Source organism: Idiomarina sp. ST20R2A10 (assembly GCF_051842345.1).
Lineage (GTDB): Bacteria > Pseudomonadota > Gammaproteobacteria > Enterobacterales > Alteromonadaceae > Idiomarina > Idiomarina loihiensis.
In genome coordinates this window covers 293,607-308,513 of sequence record NZ_JBNIEY010000001.1, presented here as the reverse complement: position 1 = coordinate 308,513, position 14,907 = coordinate 293,607, and the positions used below count along the sequence as shown (strand labels likewise).

The 14,907-nt window shown below is 45.1% G+C and carries 18 protein-coding genes; 2 read left to right on the top strand and 16 right to left on the bottom strand.

What is annotated here, in order from left to right; genetic code table 11:
• The first annotated feature begins 37 nt into the window (after positions 1–37).
• On the top strand, positions 38–1,051 hold the full coding sequence (gene ansA, locus ACP7H9_RS01500) for an asparaginase (RefSeq protein ID WP_153849130.1): 1,014 nt from the start codon (positions 38–40) through the stop codon (positions 1,049–1,051).
• A 33-nt stretch (positions 1,052–1,084) separates the two neighbouring features.
• Positions 1,085–2,428 (top strand): sodium-dependent transporter, encoded by a 1,344-nt coding sequence (locus ACP7H9_RS01495; protein WP_272988891.1) that lies wholly within the window; start codon positions 1,085–1,087, stop codon positions 2,426–2,428.
• A gap of 54 nt (positions 2,429–2,482) precedes the next feature.
• Here the strand turns inward: ACP7H9_RS01495 and ACP7H9_RS01490 are convergent, their stop codons facing one another.
• From ACP7H9_RS01490 to ACP7H9_RS01415, 16 genes are all read right to left on the bottom strand, one after another.
• Positions 2,483–3,967, bottom strand: coding sequence for a bifunctional 2-methylcitrate dehydratase/aconitate hydratase (locus ACP7H9_RS01490; protein ID WP_272988893.1), 1,485 nt, complete (start codon positions 3,965–3,967; stop codon positions 2,483–2,485).
• A gap of 342 nt (positions 3,968–4,309) precedes the next feature.
• Positions 4,310–5,098, bottom strand: a complete 789-nt coding sequence (locus ACP7H9_RS01485) for a TatD family hydrolase (protein WP_272988895.1) — start codon at positions 5,096–5,098, stop codon at positions 4,310–4,312.
• Positions 5,099–5,110: 12 nt separating this feature from the next.
• Entirely contained in the window at positions 5,111–5,467 is a 357-nt protein-coding gene (locus ACP7H9_RS01480; protein ID WP_114981297.1) for a hypothetical protein, read from the bottom strand.
• 23 nt (positions 5,468–5,490) lie between these two features.
• Complete coding sequence (locus tag ACP7H9_RS01475; protein WP_272988898.1) at positions 5,491–6,351, bottom strand: DNA polymerase III subunit delta'; 861 nt, start codon at positions 6,349–6,351, stop codon at positions 5,491–5,493.
• Positions 6,351–6,968 carry a dTMP kinase gene (gene tmk / locus ACP7H9_RS01470; RefSeq protein ID WP_272988900.1) on the bottom strand — a complete coding sequence of 206 codons (618 nt, stop codon included), beginning with the start codon at positions 6,966–6,968 and terminating at the stop codon, positions 6,351–6,353. Before tmk ends, ACP7H9_RS01475 begins: the two co-directional genes overlap by 1 nt.
• Before the next feature lie 2 nt (positions 6,969–6,970).
• Positions 6,971–7,975, bottom strand: coding sequence for an endolytic transglycosylase MltG (mltG, locus tag ACP7H9_RS01465; protein WP_272988901.1), 1,005 nt, complete (start codon positions 7,973–7,975; stop codon positions 6,971–6,973).
• On the bottom strand, positions 7,972–8,760 hold the full coding sequence (gene pabC / locus ACP7H9_RS01460; RefSeq protein ID WP_081423218.1) for an aminodeoxychorismate lyase: 789 nt from the start codon (positions 8,758–8,760) through the stop codon (positions 7,972–7,974). Before pabC ends, mltG begins: the two co-directional genes overlap by 4 nt.
• Before the next feature lie 54 nt (positions 8,761–8,814).
• Positions 8,815–9,054 carry an acyl carrier protein gene (acpP, locus tag ACP7H9_RS01455; RefSeq protein ID WP_011234585.1) on the bottom strand — a complete coding sequence of 80 codons (240 nt, stop codon included), beginning with the start codon at positions 9,052–9,054 and terminating at the stop codon, positions 8,815–8,817.
• A gap of 118 nt (positions 9,055–9,172) precedes the next feature.
• Positions 9,173–9,910: a 3-oxoacyl-ACP reductase FabG gene (gene fabG, locus ACP7H9_RS01450; protein WP_011234586.1), complete on the bottom strand. Its 738-nt coding sequence runs from the start codon at positions 9,908–9,910 to the stop codon at positions 9,173–9,175.
• A gap of 16 nt (positions 9,911–9,926) precedes the next feature.
• Complete coding sequence (gene fabD, locus ACP7H9_RS01445; RefSeq protein ID WP_114981293.1) at positions 9,927–10,847, bottom strand: ACP S-malonyltransferase; 921 nt, start codon at positions 10,845–10,847, stop codon at positions 9,927–9,929.
• A 10-nt stretch (positions 10,848–10,857) separates the two neighbouring features.
• Entirely contained in the window at positions 10,858–11,820 is a 963-nt protein-coding gene (locus ACP7H9_RS01440; RefSeq protein ID WP_114981292.1) for a beta-ketoacyl-ACP synthase III, read from the bottom strand.
• Between the two features lie 16 nt (positions 11,821–11,836).
• A complete protein-coding gene (gene plsX, locus ACP7H9_RS01435; RefSeq protein WP_011234589.1) occupies positions 11,837–12,862 on the bottom strand; it encodes a phosphate acyltransferase PlsX in 1,026 nt (341 codons plus the stop codon).
• An 8-nt stretch (positions 12,863–12,870) separates the two neighbouring features.
• Positions 12,871–13,041: a 50S ribosomal protein L32 gene (rpmF, locus tag ACP7H9_RS01430; RefSeq protein ID WP_011234590.1), complete on the bottom strand. Its 171-nt coding sequence runs from the start codon at positions 13,039–13,041 to the stop codon at positions 12,871–12,873.
• A gap of 16 nt (positions 13,042–13,057) precedes the next feature.
• Positions 13,058–13,585: a 23S rRNA accumulation protein YceD gene (gene yceD, locus ACP7H9_RS01425; RefSeq protein WP_011234591.1), complete on the bottom strand. Its 528-nt coding sequence runs from the start codon at positions 13,583–13,585 to the stop codon at positions 13,058–13,060.
• A gap of 51 nt (positions 13,586–13,636) precedes the next feature.
• The gene (locus ACP7H9_RS01420; protein ID WP_034823118.1) at positions 13,637–14,233 is read right to left on the bottom strand and encodes a Maf family protein; all 597 of its coding nucleotides are present in this window, start codon (positions 14,231–14,233) and stop codon (positions 13,637–13,639) included.
• Entirely contained in the window at positions 14,230–14,892 is a 663-nt protein-coding gene (locus ACP7H9_RS01415) for an HAD-IA family hydrolase (RefSeq protein WP_114981291.1), read from the bottom strand. Before ACP7H9_RS01415 ends, ACP7H9_RS01420 begins: the two co-directional genes overlap by 4 nt.
• Positions 14,893–14,907 lie beyond the last annotated feature (15 nt).

Here is a 14,907-nt window from a genome sequence, read left to right as displayed (position 1 = left end):
ATTATCGCGGTTATTTCGCAGAGCACAGGAGTGAACTTTGCCTCGTAAAAAGATTTATGTCGCATACACTGGCGGCACCATAGGTATGAAAAAATCAGCTCAGGGTTATGTTCCGGTTGCGGGACACCTGAGCCGGTGCGTTGAAAACATGCCGGAGTTTTTCCGGGAAGAAATGCCCGAATTTACCATTAATGAATATTCACCATTAATGGACTCATCAAATATGGCGCCGTCTGACTGGGTGACCATTGCTCGTGATATAGAAAGGAACTACGACGATTACGATGGTTTCGTCATTTTGCACGGTACCGATACCATGGCTTATACGGCGTCGGCTTTGTCCTTTATGCTACAAAATTTGAGTAAACCCGTTATTGTAACTGGTTCACAGATACCTTTAGCCGCCCTGCGTTCTGATGGCCAGACCAACCTGCTCAATTCGCTCTATGTGGCTGCGAACTACCCTATTCCTGAAGTTGGTTTGTTCTTTAATAATACGCTTTACCGGGGAAATCGCTCGACCAAAGCAGACGCCAACGGATTTAATGCTTTTGCCTCCCCTAACTACCCTTCCTTACTTGAAGCAGGAATCCAGATTCAGTTAAACGCAGGAGAGCTCTCAGAGCCCTCAAACCAGCCATTAAAAGTCATTGAAATGACCCCTCAGCCAATCGGTGTGGTCATGCTTTATCCGGGAATATCCGCTGAAATTATAAAAAACCAACTGCAACAACCGGTAAAAGCCATGATTCTACAAAGCTACGGTGTCGGCAATGCACCACAAGACGATGCACTGCTGACTAGCCTGAAAGAAGGAATTAACCAGGGGATTACCATTCTAAACTGTACTCAATGCTTTCGCGGCCGGGTTAATATGGACGGCTATGCGACCGGCAATGCTCTGGCTGAAATAGGTATCGTGTCCGGGGCAGATATGACCATTGAGGCGGCACTGACTAAATTGCATTATCTGCTGTCACAAGATTTGAGCCTGAGTAAAATGCAGAAATTGTTACAGAAGAATTTACGTGGCGAATTAACTCCGCCATAATTTGACGCAGCTTAAATAATAATAAGAAAAATTATGGCAAATTCATCACCTGCGTTCGCAACACGATTAGGGTTTATATTAGCTGCCGCTGGCTCAGCGGTTGGCGTTGGTAATATTTGGGGCTTCCCTACCCAGGCCGCCAGTAATGGCGGCGGTGCTTTTCTATTGGTCTATCTGATTATGATTGTTTTACTGGCATATCCTATGCTGGTAGCCGAAATAACCATTGGCCGTATACGACGTCAGAACCCAATAGAAGCATTACGTAACTTATCCAGTAGACCCTTTTTAAGAGGCTCAGGTGCTATCGCCGGGGTCATCGGCCTTATTGTCTTAAGCTTAATATTGAGTTTTTACGCCATTGTATCGGGGTGGCTTGTTTCTTATATGCTGGCACCACTGATGGTTTTAATCGGTCAGCCTGAAACTGCTCTATGGTTTACAGAGTTTTCGGTTTCCCGAAATATAACTACCATGATATTTTTTATGCTGTTAACCGTTTACGTTGTACGTTCTGGTGTAAACAACGGCATAGAACGCTGGTCCAGACGATTAATGCCATTATTGTTCATATTGTTGATTGGCATGTCCGCTTACATTTTAACGCAGGACGGTGCGATACAGGGCCTGAAAATGTATCTGCTTCCCGACTTCTCAACAATTACCGATCCGAACCTGATTATTCGGGCCATGGGGCAGGCATTCTTCTCTTTGTCGCTCGGTGTTTGTGTCATGATGACGTACGGTGCGTACCTTTCAAACTCCGAGAACATACCCAAAACAGCAGCCTGGGTAGCAGGCATTGATACCAGCGTTGCGTTTTTAGCTGGCCTGCTCATTCTACCAGCGATGTTCGTAGCACAATCTAATGGCGTCACCATTTATGCAGACGATGGTACTCTGCTTTCGGCGGATACTTTAGTTTTCACCGTATTACCTGCGATGTTTGATGCACTAGGTTACGCTGGACTATTTATGTCTTTTGGCTTTTTCCTGCTAATGGTTATTGCCGCTATTACCTCATCTATTTCTATGCTGGAAGCACCGGTCAATGCATTACGCGAAGAAGCAAACTGCGACCGTAGTAGTGGCGTCTGGATCATTGCGCTTATCGTAACCGCTATTTCCACGACGATAATCTATAATTTTGAGTTACTTTTTGGCGCCGTTATTACCTTTAGCACGGTTTATATGCAGCCAATAATGGCTTTAGTGTTCGGTGTTATGCTGACCTGGGTATTACGTCAAAATTATTTATTAAAAGCGTTAAAACAAGGCTCACCAGACATTGATAAAAGCTTATTCTGGAAGATATGGCCGTGGTACGTAAAGTTCATTTGTCCGATACTGATTCTGCTAGTTATCTGGCGCGGTTAATAACCGTTGCAAAGGCTCTTCAATAAGTTGAAGAGCCTTTTTTCTATAAGCCAATTAGATAACAAACATATCCATAAATTCGTTAACCGCAATATTTTCAAAAGATTGCTGCTGACTGCATTGGTCAAAAATCGATTTAACCCGGGGCTCAGGGAAACGAGTCGCTAAATTCGCTTTAAACTTGCTTTCTAGCACAGGAAAGCCCTCTTCCCGACGCCGTCTGTGGCCTATCGGATATTCCACCACAACTTTTTCAGTATGAGTTCCATCTTTGAAGAATACCTGTAACGCATTGGCTATAGAACGCTTTTCCGGGTCGTGATAATCCTGGCTAAATTGCTTATCTTCAAGCACTTCAATTTTTTCACGTATGCTATCAATAACCGGGTTATTTTCATGAAAACTATTCTCGTAGTGATCAGCTGTTAACTCGCCGAAAATTAGCGGTACCGCAGTCATGTATTGCAAACAATGATCTCTGTCCGCCGGATTAGCCAGCTTCCCCTGTTTTGAAATGATTCTAATAGCCGACTCATGAGTCGTTATCTCAACTTTCTCAATATCATCAATTCTGCCTTTAACTTCTGACTGCAATGTCACCGCAGCTTCACAGGCAGTCTGAGCATGAAACTCCGCCGGGAAAGACAATTTAAATAAAATATTTTCCATTACGTAACTGCCGTAGTCACGCTGAAACTTAAATTTCCAATCCTCTTTCGGTTTCAACTGCTGGTCTTTATTGGTCTTATTAAACAGCACATCGTAAAAGCCCCACTGCGGAGCCGTTAATGCCCCTGGAATTCCCATTTCACCGCGCATGGTTATGTCAGCCAAACGTACAGCTCTTGATGTGGCATCGCCGGCAGCCCAGGATTTACGCGAACCGGCATTAGGTGCGTGCCGATAGGTTCTCAACGACTGACCATCAACCCAGCCTTGCGAGACAGCGGCCATAATCTGCTCTCTCGAGCCGTCCATTAACCAGGTAACCACAGCTGTAGAAGCCACCTTCACCAACACAACATGGTCCAGACCAACCCGGTTAAAACTGTTTTCTATGGCTAAATTACCCTGAATTTCATGAGCTTTAATCATCGCTTCTAAAACGGTTTTCATGGTTAAAGGCTTCTCACCTTTAGACACTCGTTTTTGCGAAATATAGTCAGCGGTTGCCAGTATGCCGCCTAAATTATCAGAAGGATGCCCCCACTCGGCTGCCAGCCAGGTGTCGTTAAAGTCCAGCCAACGAATAATACAACCTATATCCCAGGCTGCTTTAGCAGGGTCCATACGGAACTGGGTACCCGGTACCCGAGCGCCGTTTGGAACCGTGGTTCCTTCAACCAGAGGACCTAAATGTTTACTGCATTCAGGAAAACGCAGCGCTAGTAAGCCACACCCCAGGGTATCCATCAAGCAGTTACGAGCCGTATTCCACGCTTCCTCACTGTCTACTTTGTAATCGATAACATAGTCTGCAATGGTTTGAATGACTTCGTCGTAGTCGGGACGTTCATTACTTTCAACGGTTGTACTCATCACTGACTCCTTAGTTAATTTTATTATCAGAACGTGCTACTCGTTTGTCTATATGTACCCTGAAAAGTGCCTTTTTGATCGCCATGAACTGTTAAGAAACAGGAAGAAAAGGATAAAAAAAACCCGGAACCAATCCAGATTGTTCCGGGTATAGGGGAATGGCTCAAAGGTTGAGCCGTGCGCTAACTCATGACAAAAACACTGCATTAAGTCGCATAAAATTCGTTCAGTAAACTTCAGTGTAGACAATATCAAAGGGATGTCTAATATTTTTAAGAAATTTTTTATCTTACTGTTTTTGAAAAACTTTAACTAAAAAGAACACAGGTTATACACAGCTAATTAAGAGTTAGCGAACAGTTTATAATAGTTAGCTGTCGTGGTCTTAGCCACCTCTTCTAAGGTAATGCCTTTTACGTCAGCTACGCATTTTGCAACGTCGACTACGTAGGCTGGCTGGTTCTCTTTACCACGATGAGGAACCGGCGCTAACCAGGGACTGTCGGTCTCAATCAGGAGTTTCTCCAGTGGCAATGCTTTGATTGTGTCACGCAGCTCCTGAGCGTTCCGGAACGACGCGATACCAGAAATAGAAATAAAGAAATCGAGATCATCAATGGCTTTTTTTGCCATCTCAAGAGACTCGGTAAAACAATGCAAGACACCACCAGGCTTTTCAGCATGGCCATTTCTTAATAATGACAAGGTGTCCTGCTGAGCATCGCGCGTATGAATAATCAGTGGTTTGTTAACGTCGTTGGCTATTTCAATATGTTGCTCGAAATTCTCCTGCTGTAATACTTTTGATTCAGGATGGTAAAAGTAATCGAGCCCGGTCTCTCCTACCGCAACAACGCTATTCAGTGCTGTTAGCTCACGCAATTTAGCACCTAACTCAGCTATTGGAGTCTTACTGTCTTTCACATACAAAGGATGCACACCGCACGAAACCGAAACATCATCGAATTCGGCGACAGCGGCCTGCATGGCCGGAAAGTCTTCGAGGGTAACGCAAACACACAGCATGTGTTCAACCTTATTCGCACGTGCCGCTGCAACAATTTCTTTTAAATCGGCACCCGCTTTTTCAGGGTTGATTTTATCCAAATGACAGTGTGAGTCGACGAACATAGATAGCTCCACTTAGCGTTGATTTGAGTGACAAAAGTCGTTAACCAGTTGGTGGAAGAGTTTACCATATTCGTTTGTATGATGGCGGCAAAGGTAACGAAGATGATGAATCAAGGCTTGCTGTGAAGGCAGAACAGCGACAGCCAACCAGTTCTTTAGTTCTCCAGCCTCAAAACGAAAAACCACGCTCACCTCTAAACATAGAGGTTTACCTTCTATGTCCGGGCATTGGAACTCTAATCTGGCTCTGTCATCTACCGCAATATCGGTTGTTTCGCTGTTGATCAGCAAAGTAAGGGACTGAAATTCAGGAACAACATGAGCAGCAAGCTCTGTTGCGGATTGTGGGCTTAATTTTAGCGTCAGCATGACAACTCCGTTTTACGGAGTCGCTACGCTGAAAGAGTATTTGACCAGCGACTCCAGGCAAAACTTAATAATAACGGCAAATTGATCCCCGTTGAGCCCTGATATCGCTGACGTAGCTGTCGGCATTCGGATACCCATTCACTCAGCTGCGCGACATTGACCCACTCATAGTTGCTGATGTGTTGTAATTCGTCCGCCAATTGCTGATAACGCAAACGCGTAGCCGCAGCTCGTTGGCTAATCAACAACCAATCCATTAATAAGTTCTCGGAAACATCCAGCCAGCTTAATGCGCCATCTTTATCTTTTAACAGGGGTAATTCCTGCTGTCCCCGTAGTCCGGCCAGCAGCTGCTTTGCAAAAGTCACCTGCTCGTCGCTTTGTGCGGTTGTCGGATAGGCAATGCTCAACCACTGCATACGGCTTCTTAAGGTGGGCAGTAAGCGCTCGGCATCTTTAGTTGAAACCAGCCAATGTGTATCGGCCGGAGGTTCTTCCAGAACTTTCAGCAGTGCGTTGCCAGCCTGTTCTGTCATTTTTTCCGCTTCGAGTATGACAGCGACTTTTAATCCGTTCTGGTTCGCTGTCTGCGTTACGTTTTGTTGCAATTCGCGTACCGTATCAACACCTATTCGATTAACTTGTGCACCATCAATAGTCCAGGTATCCGGATGATTACCCGATAGGTAAAGTAAACAGGATTTACATTTCCCGCAGGCACTTTTGCCTGGTTGCTTACACAACAGAAATTGATTCAGGCGCTGAATAAACTCGGTCGAACCGCCATCAACATTATGCTGTAAGTAGTAAGCATGAGCCAGACGTCCGGCTTCAGCACTCGCTACTAATCTTAACCAGGGTTCTCGCAGCCAGGGAAAAGCCATTAAAACAGATACTCCTCAATTGCTCTCAATATTGACTGATGTACATCCAGCATCGACTGGTTCGCATCAATGACAATAATGCTCGGATCTTTAGCTGCAATATTTAAATAGCGTTGCCGGGTACGTTGAAAAAAGGCTAAATCTTCTTCTTCAATACGATCCAGCTCACCTCGCTCACGCGCTCGCTCAAGACCTTTCTTTTCTTCAATATCAAGTAGTAGTGTTAAATCGGGGGTGAAATTCCCTAAAGTGATTTTCCGGATCTTTTGCAACAATTCATCACCGAGTTCGCGCCCTCCCCCTTGGTAGGCTCTGGAAGATAAATCATGGCGATCACCAATAACCCAACGGTTTTTGGATAACGCGGGTTTTATAATATTATCCACCAGCTGAACCCGGCTGGCATACATAAGTAAAAGCTCTGTCGTGGGGCTGACTTTTTCTTCCCACTTCTTTTTTACCAGATCCCGCAGCGATTCCGCTAACGGTGTACCGCCTGGTTCACGAACTGTTTCAACCTGAATTCCTTTCGCCTGAAGATGCGTGACAACACTTGCGATAGCCGAACTTTTACCGGCTCCTTCGAGTCCTTCAATAACAATAAACTTTCCTGACATAATCACTCTTGATTCAGTTGATATCGGCGTACAGCCTGTTGATGTTCTTCCAGTGTTTCCGAGAAAACATGGCCACCTGATTTATCCGCAACAAAATAATAGTACGGAGAACGTGCCGGATTTGCTGCTGCTTTAATTGAGGCTTTGCCGGGCATCGCAATTGGTGTTGGCGGTAATCCGTTAATTCGATAAGTATTGTATTCTGTTTTCTCGCGCAAATGAGTACGAGTCAGATTGCCGTCAAAATTTTCAATACCATAGATTGTCGTCGGATCAGACTGCAACCGCATGCCGACAGCTAAACGATTGGCAAATACGCTTGCAACCAGCGGACGTTCATCGGCCAAACCGGTTTCTTTCTCAATAATAGAAGCCAGTATCAGCAATTCGTAAGGTGAGTTTACAGGGCATCTGTCTGAACGCTCTTGCCAGGCATTTTCCAGCACCTGCTGCATAGATTGGTACGCTTGCTTCAGAATAGCAATATCCGTTGTGTAAGCTCTGTAACTGTAGGTTTCAGGTAATAAAACACCTTCAATAGAGGTTTCTGTAACGCCCAGCTTTTGCCTGAGTTCCGCCGGATCCAATTCAGAAGACTCATCTTTTAGGTAAGGTAGCTGTTTTAGTTGAGCTCTCCACTGCTCGAGAGTCAATCCTTCAACCAGAGTCACAGTAAAGGTTTTTTCCCGCCCTTGACTCAACATACTCCAGACATCAAACCAGCTTTGTCGTCCGTTAATTTCATAAAGGCCAGCTTGCAAATGGTCGACATCGTCAAAAACCTGGCTCAGGCGATAAATTAATGCAGAGTTCCCCTTCTCAAAGTGCTCTGTTACTTGAATGGTTACGCTACGGGCAGTTGCTCCTCCTCTAAAATCTAAAAATAGAGGCGTACTAGCGTCACTTTGTATTGGCTGAGATAAATACCAGCGACCGGATACAAAGACAGCCACGACCGAAACCACAAAAGCTGCAACAAGCAGCGCTAAAATAAGACGTTTTTTCATAATATAAGCTGCTCTAACACCGCCGGCAATTTGCTCTTATCCAATACTTTACCATTAAACTGAGTGACCGTAACAGCGCCTCTGACACTGTTGCTGAGGATAATCTGCTCAACGTCAGCTAACTCATTCAATGAAAAATGACCGATACGCAAAGGCGCAAGCATGTCTTCATCAATAATCAACTGGCGAATAATTCCTTGTACACCGGAAAAACTCAGATCGGGGGTGTACCATTGCCCTTGTTTGTACCAAAAAACATTTCCTTGTATGGCTTCGACAACATTACCTTCCGAGTCGCAGACCAGTAAATCGTCATATTCAGAAACGCTGCGCTCCTGAGTCAACAGAACCTGCTCCAGCCTATTTAATGTTTTTAAACCGGCCAGCTTAGGTTGTCTGGCTAAGTTCAATTCAGCAACACCAAGACTAACCGATTTAAGGTTACCCGGAGCATCACTTACCTGAATATATTCATTCGCCACTGCGCCGTCTGAAAAGCCATACCCTCGGCCACCATAACCTCTAGTGACAATAACTTTACACACACCGTTTTCAATGCCATCACAAGCGTTAAGGATACGCTGATGCAAAAAGTTAAAGTTTGGATGGTTTATAAATAAACGGGTATTAGCTTCAGACAGTCGGTTCAAATGTCGCTCTATATGCAAAGGCACACCTTGAACAACTCGTATGGTTGTAAAGTGCCCGTCACCGAACTGCAGCCCTCTGTCTATTTCAGAACAATGGAAAGGCGTATTATTAAGTAGTATTTTTCTTATTGTCATAACAAAAAAGGCGGAACCAATGGCTCCGCCTTTTATATCACGTTCTACGACAAATTAGTCGTTAGAATGATTATTTACGTAATCGATAGCTGATTGAACTGTTTTAATTTTTTCAGCTTCTTCGTCTGGAATTTCAGTTTCAAATTCTTCTTCCAAAGCCATTACCAGTTCAACTGTGTCTAAAGAATCAGCACCCAGGTCATTTTCAAATGACGCTTCAGGCTTAACTTCTTCTTCTTTAACACCTAATTGTTCAACAATGATTTTTTTAACGCGTTCTTCAATAGTACTCATGATTATAAAATCCCTCAATAGTCATCGCGAGAGTGAAAATTGGCTGTAGTGTAGTGAAACCAGCCTCATTAATAAAGTAAAAAATAGCATAAAGTTAAGAGGTCGTACCGCTAACCTCTTAAACCATCGCCATACCACCATTAACGTGAATGGTTTCACCAGTGATATAAGCTGCACCTTCTGATGCTAAAAATGCTACCGCAGCAGCAATTTCCTTTGGCTCGCCTAAACGTGCTGCCGGAATATTATCAAAAATAGCCTGTTTTTGCTCATCATTCAGAGCTTTTGTCATATCTGTATCAATAAAGCCAGGCGCAACACAGTTCACGGTAATGCCGCGCGCTGCAACTTCTTTAGCCATTGCCTTACTGAAACCAACCAGTCCGGCTTTCGCCGCACAATAGTTAACCTGCCCCGGGTTTCCTGTTGTGCCAACAACTGAACTGATATTAATAATACGGCCATTACGGCGCTTCATCATGCCGCGTACAACCGCCTTACAAACTTTAAATACGGCTGACAAGTTCGTGTTTAAGACAGCATCCCATTCGTCGTCTTTCATTCGCATCATCAGGTTATCGCGGGTAATGCCGGCGTTATTCACCAGAATATCAATAGAACCGTACTCTGATTCAATCTCTTTAATAACCTGCTGCAGACTATCAGAATCGGTTACATCCAACGCCAGGCCCTTGCCTTTTGAACCAAGATATTCGGAGATTGCAGCTGCACCTTTATCAGAGGTCGCTGTACCAATAACTTTCGCTCCCTGACTAGCAAGCAGTTCAGCTATTGCTTTTCCTATTCCCCGGCTTGCGCCTGTAACTAATGCGACTTTATTTTCAAAGTTTTGCACGTAAATAACCTTTTTATTAAAGTGAGTTCAAAGAGTCTAGCGTATTCAACGCACTACAACCAAAAGCCTTAGTAATACGCTTGTTTAATCCAGTCAGTACTTTTCCCGGACCAACTTCATAGGCTGTTTCGACATCCAATTTCGCAATCTGTTCAATCGTTTCAGTCCAGCGAACAGGGCGATAGAGCTGACGCACCAAGGCATCTTTAATGGCATCTTCGCTATCAGCTATTGCAACGTCCACATTATTAATGACCGGGGTGTGTGGCTGTTTCAACTTTATCGACTTTAACGCGTCGGCCAATTGACTGGCTGCTGGCTGCATCAAAGCACAGTGTGACGGCACGCTAACAGGTAATGGCAAAACCCGTTTAGCTCCGGCTTCCTTTAAAGCTTCTGCAGCGCGAGCTACGGCGTCTGCATGTCCTGCTATAACCACCTGCCCCGGCGAATTATAATTAACCGGAGTTACTATTTGTTCTCCTGCCTGCTCTAAACAAATTTTTTCAATTTCGGCATCTTCCAGGCCAATAACCGCGGCCATAGCGCCTTCACCTTCGGCTACGGCTTGCTGCATAAACTCGCCGCGCAGGGCTACAAGTTTAACCGCGTCAGTAAATTCTAATGCTCCGGCACATACTAGCGCTGAATACTCACCCAGACTATGCCCGGCCATAACGGTAACGTCGGCCAACCCTTTCTCTTTAGCTACACGGTATAGTGCAACGCTGGCAGTTAATAACGCAGGCTGTGTCCGTTGCGTTTCATTCAACTGCTGCTCAGGTCCCTGTTGTACCAACTGCCAAAGGTCATAATCCAAAACACTGCTGGCCTCTGCGAATGTTTCTTTCACTAATGCAAAATCATTCGACAATTCACTTAACATGCCAACGCTTTGAGAGCCTTGCCCCGGAAATAACAATGCCGTTTTAGTCATAATCATCCTCTTAATATTGAACGAGCGCCGAACCCCATGCAAAACCGCCGCCAAAAGCCTCTAGCAAGAGTTTCTGACCACGCTTAATACGTCCGTCCTTAACCGCCCAATCAAGTGCAATTGGTACCGATGCCGCAGAAGTATTCCCTGTTGCGTCCAGAGTAATTACCACGCGCTCCATCGGCATCTGTAATTTTTTCGCTGTTGCATTAATAATACGTAAATTTGCCTGATGCGGAATCAACCAGTCTAAATCATGCGCCTGTAATTGATTTTCCGCTAAAGTTTCGGTCACTAAACTACTGAGTTTTGAAACCGCAACTTTAAAAACTTCGTTACCTTTCATGTACATCCAGGCGTTCTCTGTACCGCGGTCTGACGCTCTGGAGGCTTGTTTGGCCCCTAATAAGTGACTGTATTCGCCTGCACTAAATAGATGAGTGGAGATAATTCCGGGAGTGTCACTTTGTTCCAGGACAACGGCTCCGCCACCATCACCAAAAAGCACCACGGTATTGCGATCATTAGGGTCACATAAACGCGCCAATACATCAGTACCAATAACCAGAATACGTTGATGTTGTCCGCTTTTAATAAACTGGTCAGCGACAGAAAGCGCATAAATAAAGCCAGAGCATGCTGCTCCAACGTCGAAAGCCGGAATAGATGTGACGCCCAGCATTCGTTGAATTTCACAGGCCGCACTAGGAAAAGCGTGCTCGGCCGATGTGGTCGCCACCACAATCATATCGATATCGCGGGGGCTTAAACCGGCGGCAGCCAGTGCTTCTTTTGCCGCTTCATAACCTACAGTCGCTGCGGTTTCATTAGGTGCCGCAATGCGCCGTTCTTTAATACCGGTTCTTTCTGTTATCCATTCGTCAGACGTGTCAACCCGCTGGGAGAGTTCTTCATTAGTAAGCCGTTGCTCGGGCAGATAGTGCCCGGTACCAACAATTTTTGCATAAGTCATAGCGCTACTTAACTGATTACAGCTGTTCTGATAAGACTGCTTCGACACGATGTTTAATTCGCTCAGGAAGCTGTTCATGCGCTTCTGCGACGGCTTGTTGAATTGCACTATAAAAAGCGCCGGCGCTAGCGCTACCGTGACTTTTTATCACGACATGGCGCAATCCTATCAGACTCGCACCATTGTAGTGGTCGGGCTTCAGCCTATCCCAGGACTTGTGCGTCCGTTTTTGTAAAAAACGAAAGAAAAAACGATAAAGCCAGTGCGAATTTAGTGTGTCCCGCATTTGATCGATAATGAATGTTGCCAGACCTTCGCAGCTTTTAAGTGCTACATTACCGACAAAACCATCACAAACCACAACATCAGCTCTGCCACTAAATAAATGATTACCTTCAATAAAACCAATGTAGTTTAGCTGCTCACATTGAGCGAGTCTGGCCGCTGCATTGCGCACAACATCATTACCTTTGATGTCTTCTTCACCCATATTTAACAGGCTAATTTTAGGAGCTGGTACACCCGATAAATATTCAGCGGCCACAGCACCCATAACACCAAACTGAAACAAGGTTTCTGAATCACAGCTGGCATTAGCACCTAAATCAAGCAAATAAGATTTTCCGCCGGTTTGATTCGGCAAAGCCGTCATCAACGCCGGGCGCAACACGCCAGGAAGCGTTTTAAGTGTAAAGTAAGCATTAGTCATCAACGCGCCAGTATTGCCACCGCTTACCATTGCCTGACAATTACCGTCGGTTAGGCTTTGCAGCGCAACGCGCATGGAGGACTCAGGTTTACTACGCAGAGACTGGCCCGGTTTATCATCCATTTCGATAACTTGTTCTGCATGAACAAGATTTATGGAAGGATGCGAGCTTAAATTGAATTTATCGAGTAACGGGGTGAGTTGTTGCTCATGCCCGACAACGGTGAATTTAACATCGGGATACCGATGAACCGCTTTTTCCAGGGCTTCTATAACAATAGAGGGGCCGTTATCGCCCCCCATTGCATCAATCGCTATGTTCAGTTCAGGCATGGCCTGTCTTACTTGTTAACGACCTTACGACCCTTGTAATAACCGTCGGCTGTTACGTGGTGACGACGATGCGTCTCACCCGTAGTTGAGTCAACCGACAGTGTTGGGCCGTCTATTGCATCGTGTGAACGACGCATGTCGCGTCTTGAACGACTTTTCTTACTTTTTTGAACAGCCATTTACGCTATCTCCTGATTATTTACGCTTCAATTCTTGCAATACGGCAAACGGGTTCTCAGACTCTTCAGCAGCTGATTCGTCAATTTCGCCCCACGTCATCGCATCACGATCCACCTGACATGCCTTAGCGTCGTGCTTAGGAACTATTGGCATAGCCAGAATTAATTCGTCTTCAACAAGCCCATGCAGGTTAACTTCTCCAAAGTCGTTTACCTCAATAGCTTCGTAGCTATCGGGAAAGTCATCTGCCACCTGTCGCTTAGTGACAGGAGCATACGCAAATTGCGCGAGAATATCAACATCCAGGGGCGTATTACAGCGTTCACAAAGTACTTTTACAGCAACTTTTGCTTTCCCTGTAAAATAACTAATGCCCTGCTCATCAATTCCAAACTCAACACTGGCCTCAGGATCGGGGCAAGGTTCTACCAAACTTTCCTGAAGTCTTGTTAATGTTTTTCCAGGCACAACCCCATCATATGCCACTTTCTTGTTGGCACTTTTGACTGGGTCTACTGTTACGGGAATACGAACTTTTTGCATAGCGCGCGAATGTTAACGAAGTTCCGCTTTACTGACAAGGGAAATCTGTCGTTAATCCTTATTTAGAGGGTTAATTCCGTGAGTTCTCAACATATCCAGTAAAGCGATAGCTGGTAACCCGATGAGTGTATTGGGGTCGTTGCCTTTTAAACCACTAAACAAACTGATTCCCAGCCCTTCGCTTTTGAAGCTGCCGGCACAATCAAAGGGATTTTCAAGTTCAACGTAACGTTCTATTTCTTCGGCAGTCAATTGACGAAACTCAACTTCAAACGGCTCTACTCTTACTTCGCATTGTTGAGCCTCTGTATTAAAAACAGCCAGCCCAGTATAAAAGGTTACCGTTTTGCCAATAAAGCTGGACAATTGTCGCACCGCATTTTCATGGTTGCCGGGTTTACCTAGAATATTGCCATCACAAACAGCAACCTGGTCGGAACCAATAATAATAGCGTTATCGTAAGTCATTCTCTTTTCAACTGCCCGGGCTTTTGCTTCTGCTAAACGCCCCACTAACTGTTGTGGGCTTTCTGAGCTAATCGCACTCTCATCTATGTCCGGCTTCACAACATCGTAGTTCAAGTGCAGTCTATCTAAAATTTCGCGACGGTACTTAGAACCTGATCCCAGAATTAATGGCAACGTCATAATGTCTCCCTGACAAGTTTATTGCTGAGTTCTGAAAGCGAATCGACCACTATTGTAGCACCGGCTTCGCGTAAACGTTCAGCGTCATGCACGCCAAAGCTTACACCAATTGCCTGTACACCAGCGGCAACCGCCATTTTCATATCGTGAACAGAGTCTCCAACCATTAGGGTGTGTTCAGGCTGAGTTTTAAGTTCATTCATAATTTCATAAAGCATCTGGGGGTCAGGCTTACCTTTAGTTTCACTGGCGCACCGCGAAGTATCAAAGTAATGTTCGGTTTCACTTTCCGCCCAGACTCGTTGTAATCCACGCCGAGCCTTGCCCGTCGCAACGGCCAAACGATAACCGGCATGGGATAACTGAGAAAGCACCGCTTTTGCATCGTGAAATAATGGCGACGGCGTTGTATTCAAGTCGACATATTCATCACGATACTGAGTCAAAAAACTATTCAGTTGTGCCGCGTTAAGCACGCCAAACAGTTTCTCTATTGCGGGTTCAAGGCTTAAACCAATAATATCTCTGACTGAAATCTCGGTCGGAACGGGTAACCCCGTATGCTGCGCTGTATTTTGCATAGATGACACAATTCGGCCAATGGAGTCCATTAAAGTGCCGTCCCAGTCAAACACCACAAGTCGCTTATCGTACATCATTATAAGCTGTCCTTA